Raw genomic sequence first — 20,348 nt, forward strand, 5'->3', positions numbered from 1 at the left:
CCGGAACAGGAATGAGCGATTTTAAAAATTACTTCCTCGCCTGCCAGCAATCTCTTTTCACGGTGATAAAAATACTCAGCTCTGAGGTAGAAGAATGACAACTGCTCGCCCCGATGCATTGAGCCTTGCAGCGGCCATTGCAATCAGTTCTTCGATCATTGCTACACAGGCACTGGCCGATCGCAGGCTACAGACAAAATCTGTCGATTTTCCGGACAATGGACATGTGAAGTTTATCCAGAGCGAGGTTATGGTTCGGCCAACTTTAGGTGATGACCAGCAGCCAATACCCAAGTCCTTTACAACCACTTACCCCGATCAGGATCAGGCCAGGGCTGGCTACGACGTTCCTTCCAGGGGCTTCACAGACGTTCTTTCCGGCATCGAAGGCAGCGTTTCCAGTGTTGATCAATTTGAAACAGACGAGAATAGCGTTGCTCAGAAATACACCAAAGTTCTGAAGGTCGCTAATGAGGAAGTCTTCAGGTTCACTCATTGCCTTGAAAGCAACCTACTGCTCATTGAAGTCAGAATCGGGATGATCGATCCTGACTCAGTTGCAACTGTTCGTGCTCAATCAGGTAACGACCTGCATTTAGAACCTTTGACAAAAATCGCCCGTCCCGAACACCTGGCCGGAGTGCTGAAAGGCGCCAATGAAAGAGCGGGAAACCTTGGCGCAAGTAATGACTTCGTTCATCTTGCCAGTATTGAAGTCGAGCAAGTGAAAGTGGACGGGCGCACCTTTATGCGTCTTGTCGCTGCAGGCGACCAATCTCCTGAACTGCAGCACCTGGGTCAATCGCTCTTTGTCAATGATGAGGCGCTTTTCGCAGCAGCCACCACTGCCTATACCCAGGTTCATGTTCTGGGGGAAGAATTACAGTATGAAGCTCTGAATGAACTATTGTCATACCATAAACCTGTCGGCTATGTTGTCCACGTCGAGGATGACACAAAGGCTTATCCTGTGCCTGCTGATTATCCAAAGCTGGAAGTGGAACAGGCTTCGGAGGAGATCATTATTTTCCGTGGTCAGAAACAGAATCCGACCGATATCGCTTTTGTCGAAAGCCACTATGAATTATGGGATGTATATAGTGTTCAAGAACTCACTGCAGAAGTTAAAAAAGCCAGAATCAAAAACTACCAGTACGTGATCAGAAGCAGGCAGATGGCGCTGCTGGAAGAGCTTGCTGCCGGGTTGGCCACACAGCAAGATGCCGGACTTGACCTGGATAAACTGTCGAAGCTTACCTACTACGAATCTCTTCAGCAGGCATTAACCAGTGCTACTCCAGATGAAACCGATGAATTTGAATTCGCAACAGGGCACATCAGGGAGGCTTCATCAGTCATCACGCCCACCTGGGTGCAGTTTCAACTCATAAAAAACTTCAGCTTCAAACCCGTCCTTAAAAATCTTCTGACTCACCATAATTTTATTCAGAATATTCAGAGCCTGATGCCCTATGTCACCGAAATGATAAACGCGGTTGCGCTTGGCAAAGGCACAAAATTTTCCCAAAAAGTTGTGGGCGACATTGCCACACAGATGCTTGAGACGGTAAGAACGCTGGAAAAGCTGCGGGCAAAAGAGGCCGAACTGACCGCAGAACAAGTCACTGATTCTTCAGCAGATGTCACAAAAGCTCGCCACGCTCATATAGCTGCAGCACTGGGTGTTGATGACTGGGATGATACCTGGTCATCAGAAGAACAAGCCAGACTCCTCAGCAAGAAAATTGATGAAATAAACCAGTCGGTGGCGGCAACATTTATCGGCACAGAATTGACTCCGGAGCAAGCTGCAAAAAAAACACTGGCAGCGATTGAAGGCCAGCTCGGCATTGTTTCAGACAATGAAGACGATCTGGGTGGTCGCACTGATCTCATTCTGAAGCATCTGCAACAACATCCAGACCAGACTGGTGAGTTATTCGGGGATAAACTGACGATAATCGAAGGTCAGCTCGGTCTGGCTCCAACTAAGAAAGATGACCCGGCGGCCCGTCAAAAGATCATTCGAATGCACCTTCTGCTAAGACTGGCCAAGGTGGGTCAACAGCCACATTTTCAGCGTCAATATCAACAAAAACTGGAAGCAAAGAAAAGTCATCTACAGCAACTTCAGCACCTGGTCAATCTACTTCCAACGATTGACAAAAACCTTCGTGATGCCGCAGCAAAAGCAAGAGTAGATATCAACACTCAACTGGCAGCAGAGCTGGGTACTGATCACTGGGACGATACCCGGCCACTGGAGGAACAAGAAAGAATCATCAGGGAGAAAATTCTTGAAATCAAAACATCTCCTGACGAAAGAAATGCCGCAACAGGACAGCCATGGGAAGAAGCTGTAAAAGCAAGACTGGCGCCCATTAAAAGCAGGTTAGACATTACTTTGAACAATGAAGATGATCTGGATACCTACTATCAGTCCATTCAACAACAGCTGCAACAAAAGGAAAAACTGAACAATGTGGCCATTCAGAAATCACTGACTGACTTGGAAAGTAAGCTCGGTCTGGCCTCAGACAACGAAAAGGACCCCGAAGTCCGTCGACAGATCATTAAGCAACAGCTCGGGCAACAGCAAGCATTGGTCGCTCAACACCTTCGTCAGCAGCAGGGCACCAGAACAGATGCTGAAATCAAAGCCCGTTATAGAACTATTGCCGCACATTTAAACATTCAGGATTTTGACAGCGATACAAATGTTGACGCTCAACAGGAACAACTGCTTAAAAAACTTACGACAATGAAAGCCCGGGATGAACGTCAGCGTCAACAAATTAAGACAATGTATGCTCAATATGAGCTCCTGCTTCAGAAAGTTCCGTCAACGAGTGAGCAACCAGACCCAGAGGATGTTTACAATCGGGCCAAAAAAGGTGTTCTGGCAGCGATGCCCGGTGTTGAGCTGAGTGATGACATCACACCAGAAGGTCTCAAAGCCCTGGAATTGGCAGTACATTCCAGGCTGCTCAGGCTTGCTGACCTGGAAGAAGAAATAGGTCAGCCCCCGGGCCACCCCGGAGTCAAGCCTGAAGTACTTGCTAAACTGGCTGCCCTGGAAAAAGCCCTGAAGATGGATGACCTCAATGGCGAGGACGATGTGTATAAACGTCGTAACGCCATTCCTATGGAAATGGAGTTATACATGGCAAAATTCAGGCAGAAGGCAGAGAAAGAGGCTCTGGCAATACTGGAAAAAGTAGAAGAAATATTCAAAATCGATGTCAACAAAGATGATCACACAGCAGCAAGGCTTGAGAGGATTTTTACAAAACTGGACACAGGTGATTTCTCAGAATCCATGGTGGATGAGATAGAAGATACCCTCTGGCAAGAAGACATCCCACCTGTGAGGGAAAAATGGGAAAGAAAACTCGAGAAACTTAAAGGGCGTCTTTCCTTTTATATCGAAATCCCGGATCTGGATGAACGCACCATAAGAGAAGAGAGAAAGATGCTTGAAGCCATAGAGGAAGAGCTGAACATTGACACAAGTGAAAATCCTGCTGCCAGAAGAAGAGACATGGATTTTATTGCTGAACTGGCTTCGGATCTAAAAGTGGAATTTGAAGAAGGAGCCAGCCTGAATGACCAGAAGGATGCCCTGAGAGGCAAAATTCTGGCATTAAAGGAAGAACTAAACAACCTCTTCGACAATGAGGATCTCACAAGAGAGACACACAATGAAATTGCTCGTCTTCTGTGCATCGAGGACTATAAAGATGATGCCTCTGAGGATGAACAGGCTTGCCTCATTGAAGACAGACTTCGGGAGCTGGATGAAGAAATTTGCATGATGAGTTGGCCTAATATTTATGATCGTACAGAAGCCATTGAAAATGAGCTTGACAGGCAAATAGCTCGCCTGGGACCTAAACCAAGATACGTTCTTGATCGTGAGCTTGCAGTAGCCAGACAAGCAGTACAAGACGCTGAAAGTGAGCAGGAAGCTGCTCGTCAAAAACTGGATGCTATTCGTAGCACAAATTGGGTATTCGCCCAGAGCCATACTGACCTCCAAACTGTTCCGGATGAAGGCGACACATCCCTCAATCAGGCAATGAAGGATATTCAGACTGAGTTGGGACTGGCTACAGATAATGAGCAAACCTTCAAAGAGCGAGTAGACGACATCAAATACTTCCTGAGTGGATGCAGTGCAGAAAAACGCGATGAAGTCATTGAGAAAACCACAAAAGCCATGAACCTGCGAATAAAAGGTGAGCTCGGTTTACCGGAAGAAGCTGATTACTTTAGTGCCAATACAGCCTCTGAAAAAACCTGTGGTCGTGATGAAAACCATGCAGTTGAGGGTGAACTGCCTTTGACCAGGAAAAACTACAATCGGGTCACAAAATTCCTCCATGAACACGACAGGAAAAGTGCAGAAGTGGCTCTTGCACTGCTTGAAGAAGCTGTTGCACAGGAGAATCTGGATCGAAAAAAAAAGCTGTTTAGCAACCCTGAAAACACCGCTAAGCAGGCTAAAACCGTCCATAAGAACGAAATAGCTATGCTGGATTCAGTTCTGGATCAGAAAAGTGAAGATGTATCCGTTGCGAAAAAGGCTCTGGCGAATCAGGAAGCACTTCTTGGCGCTGCTGAAAAAGCCGTGGGTCTTACACCAGATCCTGCTGACACCAATGAACAACGGATTAATGCCCTGAGAAACAAACAGATACAACTGGGTGGACATGATGGCACCGGCGGAAAAATCGAGCAACTGACCAAGGAACAGGTTCGTCTGGAAAGGGAGATTAAAAACAGACAAGCAGACCTTGAGAGAATGAAGGAAACCCTGAAGGCTGCACAGGAAGCTGTCGAAAATGATGGTGGCCCCTTCCAGTTCTCACCGGGACAGGTCAATGTTCTGGCCGCTATAAACACCTTCACGCAGCAGCAGTCTCTCCGGCAACAAGCGCTGGATGCTGCAATCGGCCTGACAGAATCAGCAGTAAACAGCGGTAAGCTGATACCAGACCTTGCAACTTTCGATTTTGACGATGAATTTGCACCGATGCGCTTGCAGGCAAAGGTCGGAGACGATCTGACGTTTAACCAGGCCAGCCGGATTGTGGAAGTCTTCAAAAACCTGAAGGCGAGCTTACCGCCCTCCCCTGTTGAGCCTTTAGAAAGTCAGCCTCAGAATCTCATTGAACAAGTCCAGACTCTGGCAGCCAGGGCCAGGAATGAGATGAAAACCGGGGCTCAACAATACGACGACGAAATACGCGGCATGGGCGAAAGAGCCATTCACTTTGTCGGGCATGAACCAGGGGATTTGAAAGGCTTCTCGGAATACTTCGCCGCCCGTTCTGCCAGTGGCAACAAGATCATGGCTCTGCTGCGTGAAGGACTGATCAGCAAGATTGAACTTGGAAACTACATAAAGGCCGTCAGAGGAATTGATGGTTATCAGACAGTGGACGAATTTGAACATTTCCTTGGCTACAAACAGGGCGTCAATGTCCCTCACTTCAAGGCTGTTGTCCGGATGCTGTCCGACAAAGGTGCTGAGGAATTCATGCACAGTGCCTTTACACCAGTGTCCGTGACTGCGATTGGCCCGGCAGCAATGAAAGAGTCGGTTGCCGGTATGAAAGAGTACGCAGCTGCCGTTATCGCCAACTATGTTCTTGACGATATTGCCTTTGATAATGGCCGCAGGACGGCAGCGTTTCTGGCCAATGTTCAGGATACCCTGACACCTTATGCCAATGCGGCCGGACTTTCTGAATCAGAACTGATCAAGGCTATCCATGGCACGTTGATACAGGCTCACGCCGCAGCGGTTGAGCAGCAGCTCAATGATGACTGGGTCAAACCTTCAGCTTTTCTGGTACAGGCTGTCACCTGGTACTTCTCCAGCTACAAACCGCTACTGGTAAGCCATACTGCCTGGCAGGCCAGAGCGCTCTCCCTCTCAAACATGTCGTTCCTGTATCTTCTGGACCTGACCAACAGGGGGGATTACCTGCACCGGATGCTGACACCTTTTCAGCACTGGTTGGAACGCTATGGTGTTGATCTTGACCGAACCAGCCAATATGCCTATCACAGTGGCATTGAACAAATCTCTGAAGTGGGCGGACTGGCCATGCCATTGGGTAAAACCGCGTCCTCAGTCATTCTGTTGAAAACCGGCTCTGCGCTGTTTACCAGACAGCACAACGCCAACCCGCAGATGTATCGCAGCATTCTCCGCCTGGCGCCCGAAATAGTGAAGTCCATGGGGTCCGGACAAGGGATTCAGGTACCGCTGCTGCACAGGGCGACGCCACAGAAAGTGAAAACTCTGGCTTCTGCCACCACTGGTCTTGTGCTGGGACCGGTAGCCACTATCGGAGCATACGCTCATAGTCTTATATCCGGATTCACCTATGCACAAACCTTCGGGTTTGCTCTGGCATCGAGTCTCACTTTCGACTTTTTTATGAACGACAACAAGATGCTTACTCAATGGCTGGGCGGACCTCTTGGACGTAGTCTTGACAAAATTAATCGCTGGTGGGGCGAAGGTGAAACGGACGATGAGTATTTGAAACGTACGGCTATTGCCTCGCCTCAGGGTTTTAGTGAGACCGATGAAGCCTATGCAAATCAGATCAAAGCAAATAGCACGATGTATGGCTGGACTCGACAGGAAAATTATCTGCAGTTCCGTGAGCGCCGTGATCGCACCATGAAACTGTTTGAGAATGGCTGGGAAAAATACTTCAGGGAAAATGTACCTAAATGGTCGTTTTCCCATGCAGAAAGTGTTCCTTACTTCTATACCCTCGGAACTTTCTACGAATGGCGACGAGGCGATGATAAAAAAGTCCACGGTCATACAACTCGTTCCCACGCTCTGCGTGGGAATGCATACCCCCAGGTGAAAAACTGATTTTACACGCGAGATAAGGTATGGGTTGCCAGCCATGGTCTATTCTAAGTTGCTTCTTTGCCTGCTGTGAAAATCACTTTTCACGGTAATCAATCTACCAGCCCTGAGGTAGTCGAATGACAAATGCTTGCCCCAATGCATTAAGCCTTGCTGTAATCGCTGTAATAAGCTCTTCCATCATTGGCACACAGGCACTGGCCGATCGGAAGCTGCAGACCAAATCTATCGATATTCTGGTCAATGGGCATAAGGAGTTTACCAATAGTGAAATCATGGTTCGGCCGACTTTAGGTCATGACAAGCAGCCAATACCCAAGTCCGTTACGACCACCTACCCTGCTGTAGACAGAATAAGCATAAACCCTGACCGTCCTTCGTTAACATTTACACAAATTCTTTCTGGTCTAAATGGCGACGCTTCCATTGTTGATCTGTTTGAAACTGACGAGAATAACGTTGCTCAGAAATACACCAAAATCCTGAAGGTAGGTAATGAGGGAGTCTTCAGGTTCACCCATAACCTTGAAGAAACGGAACTGGTCATTGAAGTCAGGGCCGGAATGACCGATCAGGATTCAGTTGATGCTGTTAGTGCATATCATTGGGTAGATGATGCTGAAGCATTAGAACCCTTGACGAAAAGCGCCGCCCCCTTAGGACTGGTTGGATTACTGGAAGCTGTCTATGAGAGAACAGGAAACCTGGGCGCAAGCAATCACTATGTTGCCCTTGCAACCATTGAGGTAGAAAAAGTTGCAGTGAACGGACGTACCTTCATGCGTCTTATCGCTTCGGGCGATCACCCCCCTGAATTACAGCGGCTGGATCAATCACTCTTTATCAACGACGATGCCCTCCTGGCAGCAGCCACCTCAGCCTATTACCAGGTTCATGTTGCGGGAAAGGATTTACAACAGCAGGCGCTTAATGAACTCTTGGCACACAGCAAACCCGTCGGCTATGTTGTACACGCCGACGATGATGCAAAGGTTTATCCCGTGCCTGCGGGTTATCCAAAGCTGGAAGTTACAGAAGCTCCGGGAGAGGTCATCGTTTTTCACGGTCAGATGCCGAAACCGGATGATATCGCTTTTGTAGAAAGCCTCTATAACCTCTGGAAAGAAGCTGAGGCTAATGACCTCGCCCTCGCCCCTGCAGTGGCAGCAAAAGTAGTAAGACATGATGTCAAAAGCTACCGGTACGTCATTCGAAGCAGGCAAATGACAATACTGGAAGAGTTTGTTGCGCGGCACGATGCTGAAGTTCACGAAGATCAACCGATGACGCTCACAAACGAAGATAAACTGGCAATGCGTGCGCTTGTTGACTACGAATATCTCCAGCAGGCATTAGCGAGTGCTGGTGCAGCTCGCTCGACGGATCTCAGTAAATTTGAATTCACAATGGAACACATCAGAGTTGCTTCGGCGGTTATCACGCCGCCCTGGATGCAAACTCAACTGGTAGAGCACTTCGGCTTCAGACCCGCATTTAGAAATCTTCTGATTAACCTGCATTTTGTTCAGAATCTTCAGAATCTTATACCCTTTTTCAAAGATATAAACTATGCGCAGACGGGTCCTCTTGAGAAGGACAAAAAGTTTGCTGCCCAAGTCATAGGAGACATGGCCAAACAGCTGTTAAAGAAACTGGACAAGCTGCAGGAAGAAGAAAATAAACTCCTCGGAATTCGAAACAACTTAAAGGACACTTTGGAGCAAGTCCATGTCAGTCGAAAGGAAAAACTGAAAGCACAATGCCAGTATCGGAAAATTGAGGATAAGCTTGCAAAGCTTCATGTCGAACTGGAAGATCTGGAAAATCTGAAGCTGAAACGTCTGCTGGAAGTTCGACAAGTCCCGAATCTGGAAACACAAGTTCATATTATCAGAACAGAGCCCACAAAAGCGATTAACGCTCAAAGGGCTGCAGAGCTTGGTATTGACAACTGGGATGATACCCTGCCACTCAACGAACAATTCACACTCATAGAAAAGAAAATTAATGAAATATACAGATCGATGGCCGCAACAGAACAGCCTGATGAAGAAACTCTAACAGCAGAACCAACGGCCATTGCTAGCTGGCGAGGCATTGCTCCGGTCAATAAAATCAATCCGCGCACCCTTCTGTTCATTCAAAAACGGCTGCAACAAAACATTATACGACCCGAGCAGGAAGTATCGGAAAGGCTGACTATCTTTGAGAATTATCTCGGTCTGGTTCCGGAAAACAAAGATGACCTTAATGCCCGACACCAAGCCATTCATCGGCACCTGAGGCAGCAGGCGACCGAAATCGTTCAACAACCCTTCCAGGATCAACAACAGGAAGCCAGACAAACTCCAGAGCTGGAACAACTCGTTCGGGATACCAGAGCAGGTGCCATAAAAGCCCGCAACGCTCAACTGGCAGCAGAGCTTGGTATTGATGACTGGGATGATGCCCTGCCACTCGAAGAACAGGCCAGACTCATCAGAAATAAAATTCAGGAAATAAAACCATCGGTTACCGAACAGTCTGATGAAGAAACTGTAAAAGCAAAAACGGCAGGCATTGGAAACAAGGATTGCTTTATTTTGGTCAATGAAGATGAGCTGGCGGCCCTGGAAGCTCAGCTGGGCATTGTCCCGGATAAAGAAGATGACCTGAAAGCTCGTCACGAGAGGCTTCTGGAAAACTTTGAGCAGCACGCAGAACTGAAAAACCGGTTACAGAAACTTCAGCAGCAAGCCGATCAGGTTCCCGACCTGGAAAGGATACTTCTTACCGTCAGGAAAATTGCCAGAAAAACTCACTACGCTTATACAGCAGCCAAGCTGGGTATTGATGACTGGGATGATACCCTGCCACTGGACGAACAATTCACACTCATACAAAAGATAATTAATGAAATTTACAGATCGATGGCCGCAACAGGGCAGCCTGATGAAGAAACTCTAGCCGCAGAACCAACGGCTATTGGTGGCTGGCGAGGCATTGCTCCGGTCAATAAAATCAATCCGCGCACCCTTCTGTTCATTCAACAACGGCTGCAACAAAACATTATACGACCCGAGCAGGAAGTATTGGAAAGGCTGACTATCTTTGAGAATTATCTCGGTCTGGTTCCGGAAAATAAAGATGACCTTAATGCCCGTCACCAAGCCATTGCGCAGCACCTGAAGCAGCAGGCGACCGAAATTGTTCAACAACCTTTCCAGGATCAACAACAGGAAGCCAGACAAACTCCAGAGCTGGAACAACTCGTTCAAGATGCCAGAGCAGATGCCATAAAAGCTCGCAACGCGCAACTGGCAGCAGAGCTTGGTATTGATGACTGGGATGATGCCCAGCCACCCGAAGAACAAGCCAGGCTGATCAGAGAAAGAATTGCTGAAGTCAACCCGTTCTTAGCCGCAACACCCGACGAAGACGCCGTAAAAGCAAAACTGGTAGCCATTGAAAGCGAACACGGTATTACCCCAAACAATGAAAACAATCCGGATGCCCGCCATCAGTTCCTTCAACAGCACCCGCAGCCAGGGAGCACCAGCAAAGAGACTGGAAAAGACGCTGAAATAAAAGCCCGCTATGCAATCATTGCCGCACATTTAAACATTGAGAATTTTGATAGCAATACAGATAAAGACGCTCAACACGAACGCCTGATTCAACGGCTTGATACAATGGAGGCTCAACTGCAACGGCAGCGTCAACAACTTTATATAATGGCCTTGGAACAGGATTCAGAGAATTCCTATACCATGGCCAGAAAAAATGCTCTGGCAGCGGTTCCTGGTGTTGATCTGACTGAAGACAAGACACTGAAAGATCGCGCCGGCCTGGAGTTAACAATACGCTCCAAACTCTTCAGGCTTAGAGATCTGGAAAAAGAACTGGATGACATCAGAACACCAGGCCACCCCAAAGCCACGCCTGTGGTGCTTGGGAAGCTGCTTGCCGTGGAAAAAGCCCTGGAGATGAATCCCCCCAGTGAAGAGCAGGATCAGTATCAACGCCGCCGGGCCATTTCTGACGACATCAAGTCACAGATCGCAGACGCCAGACAGCGGGCAGAGGAAGAGGCTCTGAGTCTACTGGCAGCCGTAGAACAGGTTTTCGACATCAATGTCAATGAAGATGATGGCAAAGCAGAAAGACTTGTCAGGGTTCATGCAAGGCTTGGCGATGACGTCTCAAAACAGATGCTGGATGAGATCGTTAACATTCTCTGGCAAGACGACACATTGGTGATGATGAAAAACTTCAAACCCGTGGTCGAGAGCCCTCACAAAAGTATTACTCTTCCTGATGAGAAAAAAGGAAGGCAAGAATGGCTTGATCTGATTGCCAGGCGTCTGACCTATAAAGTCGAAGAAGTGGATCAGCGTGCCAGGGAACAACAAAATCGTTTGCTTGCAGCCGTAGAGTACAATCTGGAGATATACCCTTCTGTATACATTGCTGCCAGAGAAAGGGGCAAGGTTTTTACTACTGAACTGGCCAGTGTTCTGCAGGTAAAGTTTGAACACGACGTCAGCCTGTCTGACCTGAAGGATGCTTTAACAGCCAGAATTCAGGCAATTCGGGATGAAGTCAACGAAGTCTATGACGATGAAGCTGTGAAAAGAATCCGGAACAATCAAATAGCTCATCAACTCAACATCTGGGACTATAAAGGGCATGAAAGAATCGACGACCAGAACGGCCTGATTAATGCAAAACTTCAATGGCTGGATGAAGAAGTTTTCAAAGCGGGTCAACCTGATGTTAATGAGCGTATCTCCGCCATTGAGGATGAGCTTGACAGGCAAATGGCCCGCCTGGGGCCCAAGCCCCGATACGTTCTTGATCGTGAAGTAGCCGGAGCCAGGCGAGCACTGAAAGCAGCCGAAAGTGAGCTGGAGACAGCTCATCGCAAACTGGATGCTATGGGTCGCAAACAATGGCTATCTGCACAGAGCCCTGCAGACCTCCAACATCCCTCGGATGAAGATGACCCGGCTGACAATCAGCCGGTAAAAAAGATTCAGATTGAGCTGGGTCTGCCTGCAGGTGACGAGCAAACCGATGCAGATCGATTACTCATGATCGAGAATTTCCTGCTGGAACAGAGTGCAGAAATACGAGATGAAGTCCTGAAGGAACTGAGAGTCAGAACCCATCTGAACATCCAGATGCATCCCAACCCCGAATCAGTGGGAGAAGGTGAATGCATTATGTCTATTGAATACAATTCAGATAGTCATGGCCGGGACACAACCGATGAAATCGATGAAGCGCGGGATGGATTGCCTTTAACCGGGAAAAAGTTCGCCCAGGTCACAGAATTCCTGCGTGAGCACGACAGGAAAAGTAAGGATTTAGCCGAGGCAATCACTGAAGAAGCTGTTGCGCGAAAGAATCTGGTTCGTAAAGAGCAGGAGATTTTTGCGCGAGCGAATACCGTTCCTAAAGAACCGGAGATGTTCGAATCTGAAAACATTAATGAGCAATCGACAAGCTCAAATAAGCTCGAGTGGGATCTGCTGAGTTCAGCCCTGGATCAGAAAAGAGAAGCTGTATCAGAAGCAGAAAAAGCTCTGGCAGATCATCATGAAGCGACTCTTGACGCCACTGAAGAAGCCCTGGGCCTTAAACCAGCCCCCTCTGGCACCCATGAACAACGGATTAATGCCCTCAGAAACACACAGAGACAACTGGGCGTTAACGACCGCAGGATCCGACAACCGATTCAGGAACTGGTCCGTCATGGTCGTCTGAAAGCTGAGATTAAAGTTAGGAAAGCAGACATAGAGAGACTGAAAAAAGTCCTGGAGGCTGCCGAAGAAGCCGTCAACAATGATGACAGGCCCTTTCAATACACGCCGGAACAGGTAAAAGTTCTGGACGCTATCCAAAGATTCACGCAAAACCCTCTCAAAAAACAAGCCCTGGAAGCTGCAATGGTTCTGGCAGAGGCAACAACCCTGAGCGGTAAACCAATGCCACTCCTTACGGCTTTCGATTTTGACGATGAATTTGCACCCATTCGTTTGCAGGCAATGGCCGGAGACGCTCTGACCTTTGATGAGACCCGCCAGATTGTGGAGGTCTTCAGGAATCTGAAAACCAGCTTTCCGCAAAGCCCTGACGAGCCTGCAGGATATCGGACCCTGAATGTCCTGGAAGAAGTCCACAGGCTTGTGCAATTGTCCAGGCAAGAGATAGAAACAGGAGCACAGGAATACGACGAAGAAATTCGTGACATGGGCTCAGCAGATAGTCACTACGTCCAACATGAATCAGGGGACCTGAAAGGCTTCTCGGAATACCTCAATACCCGTTCTGCCAGTGGCAACAAGATCATAGCCCTGCTGCAGGAAGGTCTGATCAGTAAAGTTGAACTTGAGAACTATATAAAAGCCGTCAGATTTGTCGAAGGTTATCCGACAGTGGCTGAATTTGAACACTTCCTTGGCTACAAACACGGCGTCAATGTGCCCCACTTCAAAGCCGTTGTCCAGATGCTGTCTGACAAGGGGGTTGAGAAATTCATGCAGAGTGCCATTACTCCTGTGGGCATAACAGCAACTGGTCCGGCGGGTATGAAAGAATCTGTTGCCGGCATGAAAGAATACGCCGCTGCTGTCATCGCCAATTACGTGCTTGATGATATTGCCTTTGACAACGGCCGCAGGACGGCAGCATTCCTGACCAATGTTCAGGACACCCTGACACCTTATGCCAATGCTGCTGGCCTGTCTGAATCAGACCTGATCAAGGTGGTCCATGGTACGTTGAAGCAGGCTCATGCCGCCGCAGTTGAACGGCAACTGTCGGATTTCTGGGTCAAACCTTCTGCCTCCCTGGTACAGGCTGTCACCTGGTACTACTCCAGCTACAAACCGCTGCTGACCACCACTGACAGCCGGAATGCTGCCAAACTGTCTCTCTCAGGTATGTCGTACCTCTACCTTCTGGATCTGACCAACCGGGGTGATTACCTGCACAGAATGCTCATACCTTTCCAGCGCTGGTTGCAACATTACGGCATTGATCCTGAGCGAACCGGCCAATATGCCTATCACAGTGGCATTGAACAAATCTCTGAAGTGGGCGGGCTGGCCATGCCATTGGGCAAGGCCGCTTCCTCAGTCATTCTGCTGAGAACCGGCTCTATGTTATTTGCCCGGCAGCACAGCGCTAATCCTCAAATGTATCGCAGCATTTCCCGTCTGGTGCCGGAAATAGTGAAATCCATGGGTTCAGGACAGGGAGTTCAGGTGCCGCTGCTGCACAGGGTGACACCACAAAAAGTGAAAACTCTGGCCTCTGTCACAGCCAGTCTGGTGCTGGGTCCGGTAGCCACTGTCGGAGCATACGCCCAGGGTCTGATATCCGGGTTTACCTACGCTCAGAGCTTCGGATTCGCTCTGGCGTCGAGCCTCACTTTCGACTTCTTTATGAACGACAACAAGATGCTCACTCAATGGCTGGGTGGTCCTCTGGGCCGCAGTCTTGACAAGATTAATCGCTGGACAGGCGTAGGGGAAACGACAGACGACTATGTGAAACGTACGACTATTGCCAGACCCCAACACTCCGATGAAACCGATGAAGCCTATGCAAACCTCGTTAAAGCAAATAACACCCTGTATGGCTGGACGCGACACGAGAATTACCTGCAGTTCCGCGAACGCCGGGATCGCACCATGAAACTGTTTGAGAATGGCTGGGAGAAATACTTCAGGGAAAATTTGCCCAAATGGTCATTCTCCCATGCAGAAAGTATTCCTTACATTTACACTCTCGGAACCTTCTACGACTGGCAACAGGGCAATAATAAGAAAGCACCTGCTGGTGAAAAGACAAATGCCCGTCAATCAAGCTTTCTACCTGCTGCCTCAGCAGACTCACTTAATTAAAACCCGCCGGTTGTGACAATCACTCTTCACGGTAATAAAAATACTCAGCTCTATGGTTTTAGAATGACAAATGCTCGCCCCAATGCATTAAGCCTTACAGTGGCCGTTGCAATCAGCTCTTCCATCATTAGTACACAGACACTGGCCGATCGCAGGCTGCAGACAAGATCTGTGGATATTTCGGGCAGTGAACATGTGGAGTTTATCCAGAGTGAGGTCCTGGTTCAGCCAACTCCAGGTGATGACCAGCAGCCCATTCCCAAATCCTTTACCACCACCTACCCTGATCAGACAGAAGTCAGAGCGGGCTTCGACGTACCTTCTGAAGGCTTCACAGACATTCTTTCTGGCATCGAGGGTGGCGTTACCAGCGTTGACCTGTTTGCAACCGGCGAGAATGACGTTGCTCAGAAGTACACCAAAGTTCTCAAGGTCGGCGATGAGGGTGTCTTCAGGTTCTCCCATAACCTTGCAGAGGATAAACTGGTCATTGAAGTCAGAAAAGGAATGACCGATCAGAATTCAATTGCGGCTGTTCGTGCTCAATCAGGTGACATTCAACCATTAGACCCTTTTACAAATATTGCCAATCCCGAACAACTGGCCGGAGTGCTCAAAGGTGCCAACGAAAGAGCAGGAAGTCTTGGCGAAGCTGATCACTATGTTGCCCTTGCCACCGTTGAAGTAAAAAAGGTTGCAGTAAACGGGCGCACCTTCATGCGTCTTATTGCTGCAGGCGATCAGCCTCCTGAACTTAAACGCCTGGGACAATCGCTCTTTGTCAATGATGAGGCGCTTTTTGCAGCAGCCACCTCTGCCTATACCCAGGTTCATGTTCTGGGGGGAGATATACAACAGCAGGTCCTGCAGGATCTGTTGTTTGATCATAAACCCGTCGGCTATGTTGTATACGTTGAGGATGACACTCAGGCATATCATGTACCTGAACTTTATCCAACACTGGAAGTGGCTGAGATTTCGGAAAAGATGATTGTTTTCCGTGGTCAGAAACAGAATCCAGCCGACATAGCTCTTGCGGAAACTCTCTTTTACACCTGGGAGAAATATCTCGGCGATGACCCCGATCCTGCGATAACAACACTGGTTAAAAAAGACAAGCTCAGAAGCTACCAGTACTCCATTCGAAGTAGGCAGATGCAAATGCTGGAGGAATTAGCTGCATATCAGGATATTAAATTTGATGCATATCAACCGGAGATGCTTGCGTACTATGAATCTCTTCTGCAGGCATTGATCATTGCTACTCCAGACAAGGCAGATGAATTTGAATTGACATTAGGACATATCAGAGTCGCTGCCTCGGTCACCACGCCAAGCTGGCTGCAAATTCAACTCGCAAAACACTTCCGCTTCAAACCCAGACTCAGAAATCTTCTGAATAATCCGCACTTTGTTGAGAAAATTCAGGAGATCACAACCTTTCTCGCCGATATCAATCGAACAAGGATTCCCGAGGAATACGAAGAGTTTACTTCCGAAGTCATGAACAACAAGGACAGACAGCTGCTTGAAATTTACAACAAACTGGAGGAGCTTAGGGCAAAACAACCCGAAATACGTAAGCCAAACAAAAAATTGCTTCGCGCAATGGCAGCAGAGCCTGGTATTGATGACTGGAACGATATCCAACCCCCCGAAGAAAAAGCCAGGCTCATCAGAAAGAAAATGCGACCGGTTCCTGCAACAGGAAAGTCTCGGAAAAAAGCTATAAAAGAAATACTGACGGATCTTGAGAACACACTCGAAATCACTCCTGACAATGAAAACGATCTGGATTTACGCTATCAGGGTATCCAACAATACCTGCATCAAAATGAAGGACTAATCCATGGGCCAGTCCAGCATAAACTGGCTATCTTTTTTGAAGGTCAGCTTGGTCTGGTCCCTGATAACAAAATGGACACGCAAGTGAGCAGCATTACAGAGTCTGAAAATGACGCTGACATCAAAGCCCTCTGTGCAACCGTTGCCAGGTATTTAAACATTCAGGATTTTGATAGCGATGCAGATGTTGAAGTTCAACAAGAACGCCTGATTCAAAAACTTAAGACAATGAATGTTCAGGGAGAAACTCTGCGTCAGCAACTTAAGGCAATGAGTGCTCAGGAAGAAAGTCTGCGCGAACAACTTAGCGCAATGGGAAACCTACTCCATAGGGAAGCTTTTTACACCAGGGCCAGAAAAGACGCTCTGGCAGAGGTTCTTGGGATCAATCCGGGTGAAGATCCCCTCCTGGAGGACCGTGCCAGCCTGGAATCAAAGGTAAATGACATGCTCTTCGAGCTTTCAGAGCTGGAAACAGAACTGGAAGACATCAAAACACCAGGCCATCCCGAAGTCATGCCTGAAGTATTGGAGACACTTCTTGCGACGTTAACAGGTCTGGAGGGAAAGAATTATTTCCATTTCAGAGAAAAGGAGAATGTCTATGACCTTCGTCAGTCCCTTTCTGAAAAAATGCATCTACACATCAGAGAAGCCAGAAAGCGGTCAGAGGAAGAGGCCCTGAACGCACTGCACGGCCTGGAAATATTACTCAACATCAAAGTCAATGTAAGTGATTACAAAGCAGCAAGACTGGAAAGGCTTCTTGCAAGACTTGATGCCCGTCATGTTTCAAATTTTGAGCTGGATGAAATGCGAAGGATACTCTGGGAAGCTGGCGGGCCAGGCTGGAGAGATCTGGAGGGGAATCCAGAAGAGATAAAAATCAAGCTCAACAGCATTCGTCATCGCCTCAGGTATGTTGTTGAAGAACCGGATCAGCGGGCCAGAATACGACAGGCAGGTCATCTTATCGTTCTGGAGGACCAGTTAAATATCGCCCCTTATGAAAACCCTGCTGCCAGAGGGAGAGGCAAAAGTTTAACAGACAAACTGGCCAGTGATCTGAATATAGGATTTGAAGACGATGCACAACTGACTGACCGGCAGTATGCTCTGGGAGGCAGAATTCAGGAATTACGGGATGAACTGCTTGAAGTCCATGAAGATGAAGATGCCAGGAGAGCCTGGAACAATAACATTGCACATCAACTCAAGGTTATAGATTATGAGGATGATGCCAGCATCGACGACCAGAACCGTTTAATTAGAGCAAAGCTCCAACAGCTGGATGAAGAAGTTTTCAAAGCCGGTCAGCCTGACGTTAATGAGCGTCTGGCAGCCATTGATGAAGAGCTTGACAGGCAAGTGGCTCGTCTGGGACCTAAACCCCGATACATTCTTGACAGTGATGCAGGCAGAGCCAGACGAATGATAGCAAAAGCCGAAAGCGAGCTGGCAGATGTTCATTGCAGACTAAACAGGCTTAGTAACAATAAAGACGACAATGACAGTATACGAAGCATTAAGGCACTTCAGAGCGAGTTGAATCTGTCTGGTAAAGTGCAAACCCTCCCAGAGCGGGAACAGGCCCGTCTGGAGGACGAGATTGAAACCAGGAAAGCAGATATTGAGAGAATGAAACGAGTCCTGATGGCAACAGAGAAAGCCATCGAAAGTGACGGCGGTCCCTTCCAGTTCACGCTGGAACAGGCAAAAGTTCTGAAGGACATTCACAAACTCACACAGCAGCACCCTCTCATAAAACAGGCTCTGGAAGCCGCTATTGGCCTGAGAAAAGCAGCAAAAGAAAGCGGTAAGGCATTACCTGGCCTTGTCACTTTCGATTTTGACGATGAGTTTGCACCGATTCGCTTGCAGGCAGGGGTCGGAGACAAACTGACGTTTAAACAGGCCAGCCGGATTGTAGAAGTTTTCAAGAGACTGAAGACGACAACCTTCCCGGAAACCACTCCCGAGCAACCCCGGAATGCCATCAAAGAAGTCAACTCTCTGGCGCACCGGGCATGGGATGAGACAGGAAATGGGGCACAAGAATACGACAACGAAATTCACGGTATAGGCTTAGCAGGTATTCACAGCGAAGATCCTGAACCGGAGGATCTGAAAAGCTTCCCGGAATACTTCGCTAGCCATTCTGCCAGTGGCAACAAGATAATCACTTTGCTACATGAAGGTCTGCTCAGCAAGGCTGAACTTGAGAACTACATAAAGGTCGTCAGAGATGTCGATGGTTATCAGACAGTGGACGAATTTGAACATTTCCTTGGCTACAGACACGGCGTCAATGTGCCTCACTTCAAAGCCGCTGTCCGGATGCTGTCCGACCAGGGTGCTGAGAAATTCATGCTGAGTGCCTTTACACCAGCGTCCGTGACTGCAACTGGCCCGGCCGCTATGAAAGAGTCGGTTGTCGGCATGAAAGAGTATGCCGCTGCTGTCATCACCAACTACGTGCTTGATGATATTGCCTTTGAAAACAGCCGCAGGACGGCAGCATTTCTGGCCAATGTTCAGGATACCCTGACACCTTACGCCCATGCTGCCGGAATATCTGAATCAGAACTGATCAAAGCCATTCATGGCACATTGTTACAGGCTCATGCCACAGCGGTCGAGCAACAGCTCAATGATTACTGGCTCAAACCTTCAGCCTTTCTGGTACAGGCTGTGACCTGGTACTACTCCAGCCACAAGCCACTATTGGTGACCCATGACGTATGGCAGGCTGCCGAGCTGTCCTTCTCAAACATGTTGTTACTCTATCTTCTGGATCTGACCAACAGGGGTGATTACGCCCACAGAATGCTCACACCTTTTCAGCACTGGTTGGAACTTTACGGTGTTGATCCTGATCGAACCGGGCAATATGCCTACCACAGCGGAATTGAAAAATTCTCTGAAGCGGCCGGGCGGCTGGCCATGCCATTGGGCAAGGCGGCTTCCTCAGTCATTCTGCTGAAAACCGGCTCCATGCTGTTTGCCAGACAATACAACGCCAGCCCGCACAGGTATCGCAGCATTTCCCGTCTGGTACCGGAAATAATGAAATCCATGGGTTCCGGACAAGGGGTTCAGGTACCGCTGCTGCACAGTCTGACACCACAAAAAGTGAAAACTCTGGCCTCGGCTACTGCCGGTCTGGTGCTGGGTCCGGTAGCCACTGTCGGAGCATACGCTCATGGTCTTGTCTCCTGGTTCACCTATGCTCAGGCATTCGGGTTTGCTCTGGCGTCGAGTCTCACTTTCGACTTCTTCATGAACGACAACAGGATGCTTACTCAATGGCTGGGTGGACCTCTGGGCCGAGGTCTCGACAAGATTAACCGCTGGCGGGGCGTGGGTGAAACGGACGCTGAATATTTGAAACGTACGGCTATTGCCTCACCTCAAGGTTTCAGTGAAAACGATGAAGAGTACGCAAACCGTGTTAAAGAAAATGACATGATGCATGGCTGGACTCGACACGAAAATTACCTGCAGTTCCGTGAACGTCGTGATCGTACCATGAAACTGTTTGAGAATGGCTGGGAGAATTACTTCAAGAAAAATGTGCCTAAATGGTCGTTTTCCCATGCAGAAAGTATTCCTTACTCCTACACTCTGGGTGCCTTCTACAATTTGCAACAGGGCGATGAACAGAAAATAAGCGATTGACAGCCATAAGGGATTAGCAGCCGCTTCCCCAC

At 48.4% G+C, this 20,348-nt stretch carries 3 protein-coding genes; all 3 read left to right on the forward strand.

Annotation, left to right across the window (positions count from 1 at the left end):
• Positions 1-94 precede the first annotated feature (94 nt).
• The 3 genes from ACOJUN_RS25460 (at position 95) to ACOJUN_RS25470 (ending at position 20,316) form a co-directional block, all read left to right on the forward strand.
• On the forward strand, positions 95-6,904 hold the full coding sequence (locus ACOJUN_RS25460; protein WP_422134631.1) for a hypothetical protein: 6,810 nt from the start codon (positions 95-97) through the stop codon (positions 6,902-6,904).
• 116 nt (positions 6,905-7,020) lie between these two features.
• Complete coding sequence (locus tag ACOJUN_RS25465; RefSeq protein ID WP_422134632.1) at positions 7,021-14,793, forward strand: hypothetical protein; 7,773 nt, start codon at positions 7,021-7,023, stop codon at positions 14,791-14,793.
• A 63-nt stretch (positions 14,794-14,856) separates the two neighbouring features.
• A complete protein-coding gene (locus ACOJUN_RS25470; protein WP_422134633.1) occupies positions 14,857-20,316 on the forward strand; it encodes a hypothetical protein in 5,460 nt (1,819 codons plus the stop codon).
• Positions 20,317-20,348: the final 32 nt, after the last annotated feature.

Source organism: Endozoicomonas sp. ALD040 (genome assembly GCF_049275945.1).
Classification (GTDB): domain Bacteria; phylum Pseudomonadota; class Gammaproteobacteria; order Pseudomonadales; family Endozoicomonadaceae; genus Endozoicomonas_A.